Here is a 14,346-nt window from a genome sequence, read left to right as displayed (position 1 = left end):
GCTCGTTGAGGTGTCCGCTCCGCTCCCACCTCAAGGCCCTTCCGGCTCCGCCTCCAGGACCAGCCCGCTCCGCGGGCGGCTAGCAGCAATGCGGGCGGGGGTGCGGCTCTTGATGCTTGGGACGGCTTGCACTGTCCTAGGGGTGAAGTGGGTCAGAAGGTGTGCCACTCCTCGGCGGGGATGCAGTCCCACATGTCTCCGGTCCAGCCCTTGAAGAGGAAGACCGGCCGAGTCAGGACGATATCGCCGGCCCTCTGAACGCGAATGAACAGGCCCAGGTCGCCTGAGACGGGATTCCCATCCACGGCGTACTTCAGATCCGTGTGCCCACGCTCCCCGGCATAGGTGTGCAGCCAGTCTTCGGCTTCTGAGGGAACACGCCCAACCAGCCCCGTACCGCCCAGAGCCACCTGAGGACCATTCAAAGCATCGACAGCCACGGCAGCCAGGTGGCCCGCGCCCGTGTAGTAGAGCGCCACCCCGGGGTCGGGGTACCGCTCCCAGCTAGGCACCGGACTACGGTCGTGATACCCGGCACACGACCATGTACGGGGTTCCAGGCCGCTAAGCGCCTCGGCCACCTCGTCCGGCCTCATACCGAACTCCAACGGCCCCACACCAACCAACGGGCTCCACACCCACTGCTCACGCTCCCCGTCCTCGTTGACGTCCCACGGACCCAACGTCTTGCCTCCCCCACAGCCAGGTGATTCTTGTGTTGCTTCTCGATCCCACCAGATCACCACACCCCGCAGGACTGCCAGCAGCCAGGGCCACCATCGTCTGTGACTCAATATTGCACCCGGATGAACTCTGGAACCGAGGTTAAGCACCACACCTGGTGAGGATCCGCAGTGCCTGTCCGGCCGGAACGTCATCGCTTGTCACCGTCAAAGCCGCAACGCCCTGTCACCAGCCCTGCCACGTCGAGCCCGTCAGCGAAACTGCGCAGCACCCGGCCTGGATTCTCAGCAGCATCCCAGTCTGCTGAATGCCCAGCGCAGGACTTCTTGGTCCGGATGGTCGCGTCCTGTCCGTTCCAGGGCAGTCAGGGTATGGGCCGTTAGCCGGGCCCAGTTACGGAAGTTGCCATGCGCCGCGTGACGGTCGGCGAAGGCGATGTCTACGGGATCGGTCTGTGCCCAGATCGGATGGTAGAGCGGGATGACCTGCTGAACTTCCTCCAGGGTGAGCTTGGTGACGTGCTGCCAGATGAAGATGCGGGAGGAGAGCATCGGCTCCTTCCGCAACACCGTGTGCGCTCCCTCGCCGCCGGCGAAGACGATCGCGATCTGCGAGTACGGGTGATCCCAGACGAACCGGAAATATTCGAACGTCTCTCGATTCAGCCACTGAGCTTCGTCCACGACCAGCGTACGAGGCTGGGCTGCCAGCAAGTCCAGAAGCAGCCGATCGAACTCGGACGGGTGACGCGGCGGTTCACCTGGCAGCCCGAGCGCAGTGAAGAGCTCGTGGCGCACCGCTCTGGCGGTGGGGCGGGCGCGGAAGGCGATCCGACAAACCTCCTCGCCCCGGGTCCGCTCAAGCTCACGCAGGCAGACGTTCGCGGCAAGGGTCTTGCCCACGCCTGCCGGGCCGTGGAGGCACATCATCGCCCTGGCATCGATCATGTCGGTGATGTTCTCCCGGGCTGCCAGGAGCGCACGGGTCGTGACGACCGCAGCGTCCGCGAGCTGGGTGTAGTGATCGGTCTCCCGCGGCGGCAGCTGGCTCGTCATCGCTCCTCTTCCCGTGTGGCAGGGCGCAGGGAGGCCGGGGTGTTCCAGTCGTCGGGCGGCGTGGCGGGCGGGATGAGGTCCGGCAGGGCCAAGGCCACCATGTCACTGTCGGATGCCGAGGCGAGTTCCTGATCGGCTTCGGCTGCCGTCACGGCTCCCAGGCGCTGCGCGGACGTGGGAGTGGTGGCCGGGGCGAAGCGCTGCCGTCGCAGAGCCTCGGCCTTCTTCGCGTCCTCGCGCAGGCGGCGGGCTCGCACCGTGCGGGTACGGCGCAGCTCGTCGAGCCGTTCCGGTGTGGCGGCGTCGGCGAGGTGGGCGGTGCCCAGGTGGCGGCCGGCCGGGTCGCATACCTCGATCTCGTGATCGTGGTGGGGCATGTGCCGGATCCTGACCTGGCGGCCTGCCTGGCCGGCCATCCATGCGCCGAGGTAGTCCCGCCCGCGCCAGCGCACGCCGTGGCTGCTCAGTTTCCGGACCCTGCCGTCGTCCTCCAGCATCAGCCCCCACAAGGCGGCCTCGGGGATGTCCGAGAGGGGCGTGGGGTCGGCCTGCCAGGCCTCGAGGGGGGTCCGGCCGGCCAGGCCAGCTGGGCGGTGCGCGGTGTTCCACCACCGTGCCCAGTCGAGGACCTCGGTGGTGAACTCGGCGAAGGTCAGCGGCAGCGGCTCGTCGGGATCGGGCTTCTTCTTACCGGGCCGGGGCTTGGGGGTGAGGGTGTAGCCGGGCAGGACGGCGAAGAGCATGCGGTCCGCGCACCGGTTGAGGTTCTCCACCGTGCCCTTCAGATGGGGGCTGTAGGCAGGCAGGTCCTCGCAGTTGGTCTTCAGGTCGGTGAAGGCGGCCAGGACGGTCTTCGACAGGAAGTCCCGGCCGCGGTCGACGCGCACGTGCTCAGGGATGCCGCCTGCGGGCCCGTACGGTCCGGTGCGCAGCACCGCGGCGCACAGGGCCGCGAGGATCGAGGCCCTCGACGGATGGCCAGGGGTGACCGCGGTCCCGGTGATGGTCTTCGTCGCGACGTCGATGAACCACGTCACCCACGGGCGCACCAGCTCCCCGTCCGCGTCGACGACCAGCGGCGCCTGGACGTGGTCGGCCTCTCAGGTACGGTTCCGCCACTCCGTCAGGCGGCGCCCGAACACATCATGGGCCCGGGCCGCCTCCGGCCCGCGGGCCAGACCCGCGCGCTCGCCCGCGGTCAGGTCACGGCGCACCGCGCGCAGGAACGTCGACAGCGACGGCACCGGATCCAGTAGAGGGACCGCGTCCGCCAGCGCACCGCCCGGAACCGCGGTGGCCGGCTCACCGGCCGCCGTCCGAGCGCGGGCCACCAGCTGCCGATGGACCGCCGAGGCGTTCCCCCGCCAGTACGCGAGCAGCACCCGTACCTCCGGCGTCACCTCGAACCGGTCCACCGACCGGGCACCCGGAACAGCCCCTGCGTCTGGATCGGCTTCGGCCTGCGCGAGCCACCGCCACACCGTCCGCTCCGACACCCCCAGACACTCCCCCGCAAGACGTACACGCCTCCGCGACAGCCGTCCCTGGGCCCGCAGCAGCAACAAACGCTGCACGGCAGGCCCGCGCAACGCCGCGAGCGCCGGGCCCTGGAGCTCGGGCATTGGTTTTGGCACATCGGGCGGTGCCGACTCTCCCGCCCCGGATGAACTGATCATGGAACCGCTCCCTGCCGCACGGCCTTGGTCTCCCACTTCCGATCCCGCGCCGCCAGCCGATACGGGTAGGGGCCGAGCCGGGTGCAGGCCTGCTCGATCAGCGCACGGTCCACCTGTACATTCCGGCCCCGCTTGGACAGGGCGTAGACGTGGGAGGTGATCTTCGCCCAGGTACGGAAGTTGCCGCGCGCCACCGTCGCGTCCGCCCATGCCACGTCCGCCGGCTCGGCGCCTTCCCACACGTCGTGGAACATCGCCAGCGTCTCCGCGAGCCGCTCCTGCTCCAGGCCGGGGACCTGATGCCAGGTCAGCACCCGCGACCGCAACGCCGGCGCCCGCGCGATCACCCGCTCCGCGCCCGCCCCACACAGCAGCAACGCCGACGCTGTGCCCGGCTCATCCCACAGCAGACGCGGGTAGTCCAACAGTGGCGGGGACAAGCGTTGCGCGTCATCGAGGAACAGCACCCCGGGACGGCGCAGCGCCTCCCCCAGGGCACGGTCCGCCGGCTGCGCACGGTGCGAGAGAGAAACCGCAGCCAGCCCCAGCGCGTCCAGCAACGACGCTCGCATCTGAGGCAGGCCCGGCTTCACCCCCACCACCGCCCGCCACACCGGAACCCGATCAGGCAGCAGATGCAGCGCCTGCTGCACCGCCACCGTCTTTCCCCACCCCCGGCTCCCCGAACACACACCCAATCCCCCGCGCCGCCACCGTGTGCCCCACCACATCGACTACCTCCGCGACCGGGGCCGTCGACACCACACGGGCACCCGGCACGAACAACCGCACCCCACCCCGCGACGGACCGGTGCTCCCCTCGCTGTCCTCGCCCGTCCCGGGCTCCGGCTGGGTCGGCGGGGCCGCGTCCACCACCGGCAATCCCTCACCCGCCCGCTGCAACCTCAACTCGGCCAGGACCCGGTCATAGCGGCCGGCCTCGGCCCGATTCCGGGACGGCCTCGCCACCTCCAACACCCGCCCAGCTTGCAAATCCCGGCGCACCACACGATGCAGCGTTCCCAGAGACGGCACACTCCCAGGCAACCGCGAACCGTCAGCCGTCAGCCGCCGGTGCAAAGCCGCAACGTTCCCGCCGACCTCGGCCAAGACCGCCCACTGCTCGTCATCCAGAGCGAACCCGTACTGCCGACCCATCGGCTCCAGTCGGCCCTCCCGCGCCTCCGCCAGCCACTTCCACACCGTCCTCACCGTCACCCCGGCAGCCCCCGCCATCACCCGGACATGCAGCGACGACACCGACCCCGGCCCCTGATCCACCGCTAACAACCGACGCACCACCACACCACGCGCCAACCGGCCGTCCTCACCCATACCCACCAGCACACCCCGCGGCCAAAGCCACGTGCACAGGAATGGGCAACCCCATGACAGCCAGCCACCAGCGTGCTAGCCACCTCATGGCAGCACCTTGGTCACTCAGTGGCAGCCAAGATCAGCATCAATACGCGGTGAGACCAGGGACAACCACGCGGACCCGGCTGACGCCCGACCAGTGCCACCAGCCAACCCATTCACACGTTCGGTGTCGAGGCATCCCCTCGGGCTCCTCTCCTGATGCCGCACCAGATTTCAGTCCGACCTGACGCCGGAAGGGGTCACCTCCCTGGGCGTTTGCGGTCCTCAGAACGTGGCGCGACACTGGACAAGGACCGTTTTGTCATGAGCCGTTGGTATAGCTGAGAGACGAGGGTGCCATGACCGAGAACGGAACGCCGAAGCTTCCGTACACCGAAGGTTCGGTGTGGTCTCTCCAGTTCATTCAGGTTAAGCCCGGCGCGACGAGTAAGTATCTCGATCACTTGCGCGGGACCTGGACGCCCTTGATGGAAGAGGCGAAACGACAGGGAGTGCTCACTGGTTATCGGATTCTGATGGGCCCGCCCTCCGGTGCGGACGACTGGAACGTACTGCTCGTGGTGGAAGTTCCGAATATGTCATCCCTCGACGGATACGGTCAGAAAATCGCCGCGATCGAGGCCGGCATTCGGAATGGTGAGCACCCTACAGGCACCGCTGAACTTCGCGGTGTACTCGGAGCAAAGCTCGTGAGAGAAATCACCCTCCACTAAACCCTCAAGGGTGATCGAAAGGCCGTGGAACCATGGAACCCAGAAGAGCGCGAGACGAAAAGGCAGGCGGGCGGACACTCGACCTGAAGCGCGAGACCCTGCGCGATCTCGACGACCCGCTTCTCAGCAGTCAGGGATGGACGCTCTGGTGTTGCGACGACACCGCACTGCCGCCCGGCGCCACCACCAGGCCGACCGGGTCGAAGCCGTCAGAGTAGCCCTGTAATGGACCTTCACCCGGTTCCCAGAGTTCCGAGGGGCGCGTTCCGTCCGGGATTACTTCTCCGGGACCGCCCCGCGATCGTGCCGGATTGCGCGCTGCACTGGCCGGCCACGAAGTACTGGGACTCGGATTACCTCCGGCGGGCGGCCGGTCATCGCGATGTCGCGGTGAGAGAGACGGACGGGCCTCCGCGCAACATATTCCAGCACCTGGGCCCCGGCGGTCGCGTCCAGTTCGGCCAGTACCTTGAGTGGGTTCTGGAAACTGCCGAGGATCTTGAGGATCTCGTCCGACCGGGTCTCGACCCGGGTGCCGTGACGAAAGCCGTCTGCGACAGTCGGTTCGAACGGTCCTACTATCTCGACGCGAAGCTCGCTGCGCTTTCTCCTGTGCTACTCCAGGACGCTCCGGCGCCGGACTGGTTCCGTTCAGAGCTCGTGGACACGAATTTCTGGTGCGGAGTCCTCGGTACTTCCTCGGGGTTGCACTGCGATGTGACTCCGAATTGCAACGTCCAGGTCATCGGGGAAAAGAGCTTCTTCCTATTTCCCCCGTCACAGGCCCGATCGCTATACAAGCTGCCCCGAGTGACCCACTGCCGGTTCGACCCGAACGTGCCGGACTACAACGCGTTTCCCCGCGCTCGTCGGGCAGTCGGCTTCCACTCCACTCTCCGACCCGGGGAGTCCTTGTACATCCCGGCGGGCTGGTACCACCAGGTGACCGTCATGTCCTCGTGGGCGGTCAACGTGAACTTCTTCTGGCGACGTCCCTTGATGCAGACCGCCGCACGTGCCGAATTGTGGCCGCTGCTGCTTCGACGTTATCGAGCGGGCCTGCGGCAGCGGACCCACGCTCGAACGGAGTCGCGCGGGTGAGGGCCGGCCCGGGGTCCGCGTCACTGCGCGCGACCACCCGTTGGACGTCCTCAGAGTTCTTCATCCTGCGCACACCGCTGCTTCCGCTCGAGGACCTGCTGGCCCTTGGCGAAGACCTCAGGGCTCCGGACGCCGACGGTCAAGCGGACGCCACGGAGCGGGCCCTGTCCCACGACCGCCGCTTGGTTCGCAGCCGACTCGCGGACCTGTGTGGCCGCCCCGAAGTGAGAGAAGCCCTCTTTCTGGCCTCGCCCTCGCTCGCAGAAAGCGTGAACGCCTGGCTACGCGACCCGGACAGTCGACGTGGGCGCAAGACCGAGCGAGCCCTGTACCGCTACATCTCCCGGATGGCAGCGCGGCCGACGCCGTTCGGACTCCTCGCGGGCTGGACGACCGGACGCGTGGATGCCTCGCCTGACACCGTGACGAGCCTGTCCCTGGGAGCTCGCTCGTCCTACCGGCGGCGCACCCAGATCAGCTATGCCTACGTGAGCGCCCTGTCGGAGGCGCTGCGGGATCACCCGTCCGTGCGTAACGGCGTACGCTTCCACCCGAATTCGACGCTGTACCAGGCGGCCGGACGGGTCCGATACATCGGCGAGGGTATGAAGGATGGATACCGGACGCACCATCTGTTCGCCGTCGCCCCTTCAGCGCATCTCTTCACCCTGCTGAAGCACGCCGCTTCTGGAGCGCGGCGTCACGAACTCGTGGCAGCCCTCAGAGCCGAAGACTCCGGCATCACGGACGACGACGCCGGAGATTTCGTGGACCAGCTGATCGACCACCAGGTCCTGGTTCCTGAACTGGGCCCGAGCGTCTGTGGGCCGGACGCCGCCGACCAGTTCGTTCGGCAACTGAAAAACCTTCCCGATCCTGGTCCGACCACCGGCGTCGCGGACGGGCTGATCACCGTTCGCGACGCTCTGGCCGCCCTCGGCAAGCATCCCCTCGGAACCGAATCCGCCGTGTATCGGAGGATATCCTCGTCTCTCCCCGATCTGCCGCCGAGGAACAACGGACAGCAAGTCCATCATTTCCACACGGACCTCATCAAACCGGCGTGCTCTGTGGTCCTCGGTGCAGACGTGACCGAGGAGATCCTCCGCGGCGCCCACCTCCTCCACCGCATGGACGATGGCGGGCGTGACCGCCAGATCCGTCGTTTCGCACATGCCTTCAGGCAGAGATACGGCAGTCGGGAAGTTCCGGTCTGCGAGGCACTCGACGAGGAAACGGGAATCGGCTTTCCGGCATCCGAAGCCCCGCGACCCGCCGCCGAGCCCCTTCTGGCAGGCCTAGCGTTCGCTGGCGCCACGGCAACGAGCGCTGCGCCAACGGCAGAACGTCAGCTCTCCCCGGCGCTGTTGGCCACATTCAGCGACGCGCTCCGCTCGGAGGCCGGCGAATGTGAAGTGGCTGAGGCCGACCTGCAATCCCTCGGCATGACGACCGAGGAGCAAGCCGGGCCTCTCCCGGACTCTTTCAGCGTGCTGGCGACCCTGCTGGCCCGGGACGAGCGGGCCGTCGCCGCCGGCGCCTACCGGGTGCTCGTCACCGCCGTCGCGGGCCCCTCGGCGATGAGTCCCCTCGGCCGACTGTGCCACGAGGACCAGGATCTGACGCATCGGCTACGCGCCCACGTCAGGGCGGAGGAAGCCCTGCAGCCCGACGCGGTGTTCGCCGAGGTCGTGCACGTACCCGACGAACGGGTGGGTGACCTCCTGACCCGGCCCCACGTGCGCCACGCCGAGATTGCCGTCCTCGCCAATTCCGGAAGCGGACATGCCCGGCGAATCCCGCTGGCGGACCTGTTCGTCCGTGTGTCCGAGGACCAGGTGGTCCTCGCTTCGCGTCGTCTCGGCCGCAGGATACTTCCCAGGCTGACCTCGGCTCACAACTTCGCAGGGCCCACCAATCTCGGCCTGTACCGGTTTCTCTGTGCCCTTCAGGGACAAGGAGTGACGCGTCCGGCATTCTCGTTCGGAGCGCTGGAGGCGGCGCCGTTCCTTCCCCGTGTGACGTCCGGCCGTCTCGTGCTCTCTCCAGCCCGCTGGAACGTTCCCCTGGAAGAGCTGGAGCCGCTCGCAGGACTCGGAGACAGGGAGCGGTTCGAGGCGGTGGCACACCTACGCAGACGCCTCCGCATGCCACGCCGGGTCGCTCTGGCGGAGAGCGACCGCCTTCTGCCTGTCGACTTCGACAATGTGCTCTGTGTCGACAGCCTGGTTCACCACCTCGTCCGCCGTGCCGCCGACGCGACCTTCACCGAGGTGTTCCACGGACCGGACGAGGTGGTCGTCCGGGGACCGGAAGGGCGATTCACCCATGATCTGATCGTGCCGTTCATCAGGGTTTCGGAGACGCACGGTGGACCCGGTCAGGCATCCGGGCGTTCCTCCACCTGCTTGCAAGCACCGACCGTTGCGCGGGCTCATCCGCCGGAACTAGCTGCTCATCCTCCGGGATCGGAGTGGCTCTACGCCAAGCTGTACGTGGGTCCCGCTGGGGCGGACGACATCCTGCGGGAGGTCGTGAGGCCGGTAGTGAGACACGCGCAGGCCGCCGCCGGATCCGACAAGTGGTTCTTCATCCGTTACGGCGATCCCGAATGGCACCTGCGTCTGCGCATCCACGGCGACCCCAGGAAGCTCACGCGCGAGGTTCTGCCGTGCCTGGTCGAGACCGCTGCGCCCTTCCTCGCTGACGAAACGCTCCAGCGTCTACAGCTCGACTCATACGAGCCGGAAGTCGTGCGCTACGGGGGCCCCATCGGCATGCTCATCGCTGAGCGTCTGTTCCACGCCGATAGTGAAGCGGTCCTCGACACCATGGAAATGTGGGCAACACACGGGACCGAGGCGGCCGATGGGGCGTGGAACGGTCTTTTGGCGGGACCCGACGGCCGCTGGCGGCTCTGCCTGGTGAACATGGACCGCATACTTCGCGGACTCGGCATGTCCGTGTCGGACCGTCGCGCGGTCACGGCAGCCGCTCGCGACGCCTTGGCGGAGGAGATCGGCGCTGACCGGTCTCTCCGCCGTGGGATCCGTGAGCGATACCGCTCGGAGCGGGCAGCGCTGGAGAGTCTGTTGCGGCTTGACCGCCCGTTCGAAGACGACCGGTGCGCGGCCGCCCCGTGGGGACCCGCCCTCCCACTGGTCGGCGTCGGCGTCCCGTGGTCGGTGGTGCACGAAGTGGCCTGCGATCTGCGGGGAGCCATGGCGGCCGGCCGCGTCACCACCTCGCTCCCGGAGCTGGCCGGCAACTACCTCCATTTGCATGCGAACCGCCTCCTGCGTTCAGCGGCCCGCTCCCAGGAGTTCGTGCTCTACGAGTTTCTCCATCGGCTCTACACGTCGCGCGCCGCACGCGGGAGCGAGGCCGCGCGGTGACAGCCGCATCGGCATCGGCCCCGACCTGGACAAGCGCGGTGAGCGGCGCACGCAAGCAGGCTGCGCTGAAGGTGGCATGCGAGGTCGCGGAGCGGGCCGTCGACCGCCGGCGCGTCGCCGAGGCCCTCACGGCGGCCCGTCGTCAGGCGCACCATCCGGACAGCGTCAGCTGGCTGCCATACTCCGTGGCCGAGGGTGACGCCGGGCTCGCAGTCCTGTGCTCGTACGTGGATCAGTGCTTTCCCCGATCCGGGTGGGACACGATCGGCGACGACTTGCTGACCGCGGGCCTCCGTGCGGCCGAACGCGCTGGCTCGTCCGCTGGCCTCTTCGGCGGGCTCAGCGGACTGAGTTTCACGGCGTCGTTGTCGAACGGGCAGGGATCAGGCCGCCAACGGCTGCTGGCGGCTCTCGATGCCGAGTTGTCGTCACAGGTGCCGCTCGTCGCAGCCCGCCTGCGCTCCGAGCAGGGGGTCGCAGCGGTCGGGGGCTACGACGTCGTCACGGGGGCAAGTGGTGTGGCGGCCGGCCTCTTGGCCCGTGATCCTCACGAGAGACTGCCAGAGGTAATGAGCGCCTTGGTATGGCTTGCCTCACCGGTACCGGGCGCACCGCGTTGGGCGACCCCGCCCGAACGACTGGTGGGCGACGCCGTACGTCGTACCTATCCCTACGGCAATCTCAACTGCGGGCTGGCGCATGGCATCCCAGGACCACTGAGCGTGCTGGCCTCGGCCCTCCTGGGGGGCCATGAGGTACCGGGCCAGTCGCAAACCGTACGGCACCTGGCCGACTGGCTCGTGGAGCACCGGAGCGACGATGGCTGGGGCATCAACTGGGCGTCCGCCGTCCCCTTGTCGAACGACGGCCGGACGCCGGCCTCGGGGCGGTGTGCGCCGGCCCGCAGCGCCTGGTGCTATGGAGCTCCGGGAGTGGCACACGCCCTGTGGCTTGCGGGCACGGCTCTCGATGACTCTGATCTGCGCAACTTCGCGATCGACGCCATGTCTGCCGTACTGAGCCGCCCCGTCAGTTCGCGCTTCATCGACTCGCCGACGTTCTGCCACGGCGTGGCGGGCCTCCTACAGGTCGTCCTGCGTTTCGCCCACGCCACTCGTCTGCCCTTCTTCCTCGATGCGGCCGACGAGCTCGTGGGGCAGCTGCTGGCCGCCTACGATCCGGACCGCCCGTTGGGCTACGCCGCGCTGGATCCGGGAAACACCCCGGTGGACCGTCCCGGGCTTCTGGACGGCGCGACGGGCGTGGCGCTTGTGCTGCTGGCCGCAGCAACCGATGTCGACCCCATCTGGGACCGACTGTTTCTGCTGTCATGACGGAGTTCATCTGCCGTGGCGCAGGATGAGGCCGTCCATCCCCTGTGCGTAGAGCAGCGTGAACCCGGCGCCGAGGAAGAGCTCCGCGTGGCGAGGGTGGAGATAGACGACGTGGAAGGGGCGCGGTGCCCGGCCGAGCGAGTCGAGGATGCGGCCGATGACGATCTCCAGTACGTCGGGACCGAATGGATTGAAGAAGAAGCCCACGCTCACGTCGTCCGGGACGGCGAAGTCGAGGACATCCCCGTGGCACACCTCGACGGTGGCGCCTGGGAAGCGACGCTGCCGGCGGGCGGCATTGGCGACCGCGACCCGGCACAGGTCGCCCTCCCGCTCCACCCCCGTCACCGCCGTGAAACCGTCCGACGCCGCCAGCAGCAGCGCCCGCCCCTTGCCGGCGCCGAAGTCCAGGAACCGTCCGCGCCTCGCGGTCGACGGCAGATGGGCGACGACCTCGGCGAAGACCAGGGGGTTCGTTCCCTCGTGGCGCGGCGGCTCCATCCGGGTGTCGGTGTGGTGTCGCAGGTCGAACCACACCTCACTCAGGGCGAGTCGCAGCCCGCGGACGACGCCCGTGCGTCCGCACACGGCGGGCAGCGATCTCCCGACGAGGACCAGGGTGCTCCAGGCTGTGCTGTCCATGATGGACGACCATTACCACACGTCGGCGCGTCGCACCTCACATGCCGATCCGCTGTCGGGACGCTTCCGTACGTGTCGAGGCCACGACCTCCGACGTCCGTGAACGGCTGGGAGGGCCGGCCGACCCCCGCGACCACGTGGTCGCGGGGGTCGGCGTGCGCGCGGGCGATCTGGTCAGGACGTACCTGGCTGCGGCATGTGGACGCTCCTGAACGCCCCATGAAGCGCACTCCAATCGCACACTGAGTCGGACCGACCATCGGGCTGCGCCGGAAACATCTCCGAAAGATCCTGTTTGCTGTCAATAATTCTGACTTCAGGGTGAGTTGGGGGCACACCGCTTAAGCCGCATACGCGTACGCGGGGGCTCTGATTCACCCCTGCGGCGGAACCGGGACCGGCCCGGGCACACGACAGCGCGGGCCGCCACCAGGTGGTGGCGGCCCGCGCTGGGGTCGTCGGAGGCGCCCGCTCAGGCGGGCCGCAGGACGACGGTCGAGGCCGTCGGTCGGATCAGAGCGTGTTCACTCAGGCTGCGGGTTCGACAGGTTGTTGACCAGGTCGGAGAGGGCCCCCGGGTCACCCGTCTTCACGAGGTGGCGGTTCGATGACGCGTGACCGCCGCCGCTGTCCCCGTCCGTGCCGTCAGCGCCGAAGCCGAGCGATGAGCTGCCTTGCCCGATGGCGCCCTTGTTAGCGCCGGGGGCGTCGTCGGCTGAGGCTGGAACGGCGGCCAGGAGCAGGGCCGCGACAGCGAGTGTGGAGTAAGCCAGGATCTTCATGCCCGGCCAACGAAGAGACCGGCAGCAGGGTGCGCCGTTCAACCAACCGCCGCAGCCGGGCCTGGCCGAACCGGGGCACGTCCTCGGCCGTGACGTCCAGGCGCAGCCGCTGGAACCGGAGCTGGTGCCGGGAGACTCCGCCCCTGTCGATGGACCGGTCGGCGCTGATCTCAGCGACCAGGTCCGGGCGGACCAGGACCGCGTCCAGGACGTCGCGGGACCCCCACGCTGCGGCGAAGCGCACACCGGTCCATGGATGCCGGGGTCGGCGGCGGTCAGGTACCTGGCGACCTGGCGGGCCTGGTCCGGGCGCAGCGCGACCGTGCGGCCTACTGCCCGCAGGCGGCCGGTGTCGTCGTGGCGGCCGAGGACGAGGAGCTGCGGGCGGGTCAGGGTGCCGGTGATGGCGCCGACGATCGCCTCGGTGGTGTGCCGCCGGCGGACCTTGCTCCAGCCGCGGTGGTTCGGGAGATATTTGCTGTTCAGAGGCTTGATGACCCGGCCTTCGACGCCTGATACGTCGGTCCACGACTCCAGGACAGTTGCCCGGCCTCGGTGTCCCAAACCAGCAGCTCGCCGTCGAGGACCAGGCCGCCGGGCAGCTGCCCGGCGGCCGCGACAAGGTCCGGGAACCGGTCCTGGACTAGCGACCCGCGGCGGGTCTGCAACACCACCGGCCCGCCCGCCTCGGCGGGGGTGAACAACAGCGCGCGGCGTCCGTCGAACTTCTGCCCATAGGCAAGATCGCCCGCGAGCGTGGGCACCGACTCCACGGCCTGTGCCAGCATCGGCTCAACCGGTAGTCTCAGCGTCACCCGCAGACCTCCCTCGTCCTCTCCTCTTTCCAGGGTCCGCCGGACCAGACAGACCCGGACCGGTGCGCGCGTGGAGGGTCATCCATCCGAGGGGCCGCCGAGCCGTCAGGAGCGCCGAACAGCCGGTATGCGGCACGGTGACAACCATGCGTCGCCCGGTGCCCCTGCTGGCTTTGCCGCGACTGCCCTTGCCGCCCCTCCGTGCCATCGGACACGGGTGCGGAAGCCAGATGCAATCCTGCACGTATGAACCATCTCGGCGATACGAGCCTGCGCACCTGGGTGCTGCGCTTGATGGCCCTCCTAGCAGCCGAAACCCCGGATCAACTTGCCTGGCTGGGCGAGCGTGAGCTGGAGACGAAAGACGTCGTTGAAGAGGTGGAGCTCCTCTGCCGAGTCTCCGAAGGACTTGCGGAACGCGGAGCCCTCGAGCCCGCGGATCTACGCGGTCTTCGGGCCGTCGGCCGTCGCCTCGGCGAGATCGATGGCACCGGCCGCGTCGGCCTCTGGCACATCGCCCTGGCCGCAGATCCGGCGTGGGACGACATCCGTTCTCTCGCCCGCCAGTTTCTGCTCACGAGGATGGGCGACTGGCGGCAGCCACTGCCGCGCCCCATGGGCCGGCACACAGGCGGCCACTGAGCATGTCCAGCCGTCTGTGTGACTCTGACGCAGTAGCTCAAGCAGCGCTCGAATTCTCGGTGTGCTCTCGTCCCTCCGAACTCGTGAACAGCTGCTGTCCGTTCTCAGGTTCTGGCACAGATCATGT

General features: G+C 68.4%; 12 protein-coding genes and 1 pseudogene. 6 read left to right on the top strand and 7 right to left on the bottom strand.

Annotated elements, in window-relative coordinates; genetic code table 11:
• Window positions 1–152: 152 nt before the first annotated feature.
• The 4 genes and pseudogenes from IO30_RS45595 to IO30_RS0127395 all read right to left on the bottom strand — a co-directional run bounded on the left by IO30_RS45595 (window position 153) and on the right by IO30_RS0127395 (window position 4,146).
• Window positions 153–479, bottom strand: coding sequence for a hypothetical protein (locus IO30_RS45595; protein WP_157853380.1), 327 nt, complete (start codon window positions 477–479; stop codon window positions 153–155).
• 489 nt (window positions 480–968) lie between these two features.
• A complete protein-coding gene (locus IO30_RS0127405; protein ID WP_031147175.1) occupies window positions 969–1,739 on the bottom strand; it encodes an AAA family ATPase in 771 nt (256 codons plus the stop codon).
• Window positions 1,736–3,313, bottom strand: a pseudogene (locus tag IO30_RS40895) (Mu transposase C-terminal domain-containing protein). Before IO30_RS40895 ends, IO30_RS0127405 begins: the two are co-directional and overlap by 4 nt.
• Before the next feature lie 98 nt (window positions 3,314–3,411).
• Window positions 3,412–4,146 carry an AAA family ATPase gene (locus IO30_RS0127395; RefSeq protein WP_078904301.1) on the bottom strand — a complete coding sequence of 245 codons (735 nt, stop codon included), beginning with the start codon at window positions 4,144–4,146 and terminating at the stop codon, window positions 3,412–3,414.
• Window positions 4,147–5,133: 987 nt separating this feature from the next.
• On the opposite strand from IO30_RS0127395, the gene IO30_RS45590 reads away from it, so the two are divergent.
• The 4 genes from IO30_RS45590 (at window position 5,134) to IO30_RS0127375 (ending at window position 11,338) form a co-directional block, all read left to right on the top strand.
• Entirely contained in the window at window positions 5,134–5,508 is a 375-nt protein-coding gene (locus IO30_RS45590) for a hypothetical protein (protein WP_157853376.1), read from the top strand.
• Between the two features lie 225 nt (window positions 5,509–5,733).
• The gene (locus IO30_RS42200) at window positions 5,734–6,609 is read left to right on the top strand and encodes a cupin-like domain-containing protein (RefSeq protein WP_078904302.1); all 876 of its coding nucleotides are present in this window, start codon (window positions 5,734–5,736) and stop codon (window positions 6,607–6,609) included.
• Window positions 6,606–10,004 (top strand): lantibiotic dehydratase, encoded by a 3,399-nt coding sequence (locus tag IO30_RS0127380; protein ID WP_031147166.1) that lies wholly within the window; start codon window positions 6,606–6,608, stop codon window positions 10,002–10,004. The genes IO30_RS42200 and IO30_RS0127380 overlap by 4 nt, the downstream gene beginning before the upstream one ends.
• A 38-nt stretch (window positions 10,005–10,042) precedes the next feature.
• Window positions 10,043–11,338, top strand: coding sequence for a lanthionine synthetase C family protein (locus IO30_RS0127375; protein ID WP_051859698.1), 1,296 nt, complete (start codon window positions 10,043–10,045; stop codon window positions 11,336–11,338).
• Window positions 11,339–11,344: 6 nt separating this feature from the next.
• On the opposite strand, the gene IO30_RS42195 is transcribed toward IO30_RS0127375, so the two are convergent.
• Both IO30_RS42195 and IO30_RS46080 read right to left on the bottom strand, forming a co-directional pair.
• Complete coding sequence (locus IO30_RS42195) at window positions 11,345–11,980, bottom strand: class I SAM-dependent methyltransferase (protein WP_051859699.1); 636 nt, start codon at window positions 11,978–11,980, stop codon at window positions 11,345–11,347.
• A 524-nt stretch (window positions 11,981–12,504) separates the two neighbouring features.
• A complete protein-coding gene (locus IO30_RS46080; RefSeq protein ID WP_167347287.1) occupies window positions 12,505–12,762 on the bottom strand; it encodes a hypothetical protein in 258 nt (85 codons plus the stop codon).
• A gap of 252 nt (window positions 12,763–13,014) precedes the next feature.
• Here IO30_RS46080 and IO30_RS47165 point away from each other — a divergent pair, with 252 nt between their 5' ends.
• The gene (locus IO30_RS47165) at window positions 13,015–13,278 is read left to right on the top strand and encodes a hypothetical protein (protein ID WP_051859261.1); all 264 of its coding nucleotides are present in this window, start codon (window positions 13,015–13,017) and stop codon (window positions 13,276–13,278) included.
• Here IO30_RS47165 and IO30_RS47160 read toward each other — a convergent pair.
• A complete protein-coding gene (locus IO30_RS47160; RefSeq protein ID WP_031147161.1) occupies window positions 13,245–13,577 on the bottom strand; it encodes an ATP-dependent DNA ligase in 333 nt (110 codons plus the stop codon). The two genes, IO30_RS47165 and IO30_RS47160, sit on opposite strands and share 34 nt — an antisense overlap.
• Window positions 13,578–13,823: 246 nt before the next feature.
• Between IO30_RS47160 and IO30_RS0127355 the strand changes: the two genes are divergently transcribed.
• Complete coding sequence (locus tag IO30_RS0127355) at window positions 13,824–14,219, top strand: hypothetical protein (RefSeq protein ID WP_031147159.1); 396 nt, start codon at window positions 13,824–13,826, stop codon at window positions 14,217–14,219.
• Window positions 14,220–14,346 lie beyond the last annotated feature (127 nt).

The organism is Streptomyces xanthophaeus (assembly GCF_000725805.1).
Taxonomy (GTDB): Bacteria; Actinomycetota; Actinomycetes; order Streptomycetales; family Streptomycetaceae; genus Streptomyces; species Streptomyces xanthophaeus.
This window is presented reverse-complemented; position numbering and strand designations above follow the sequence as displayed.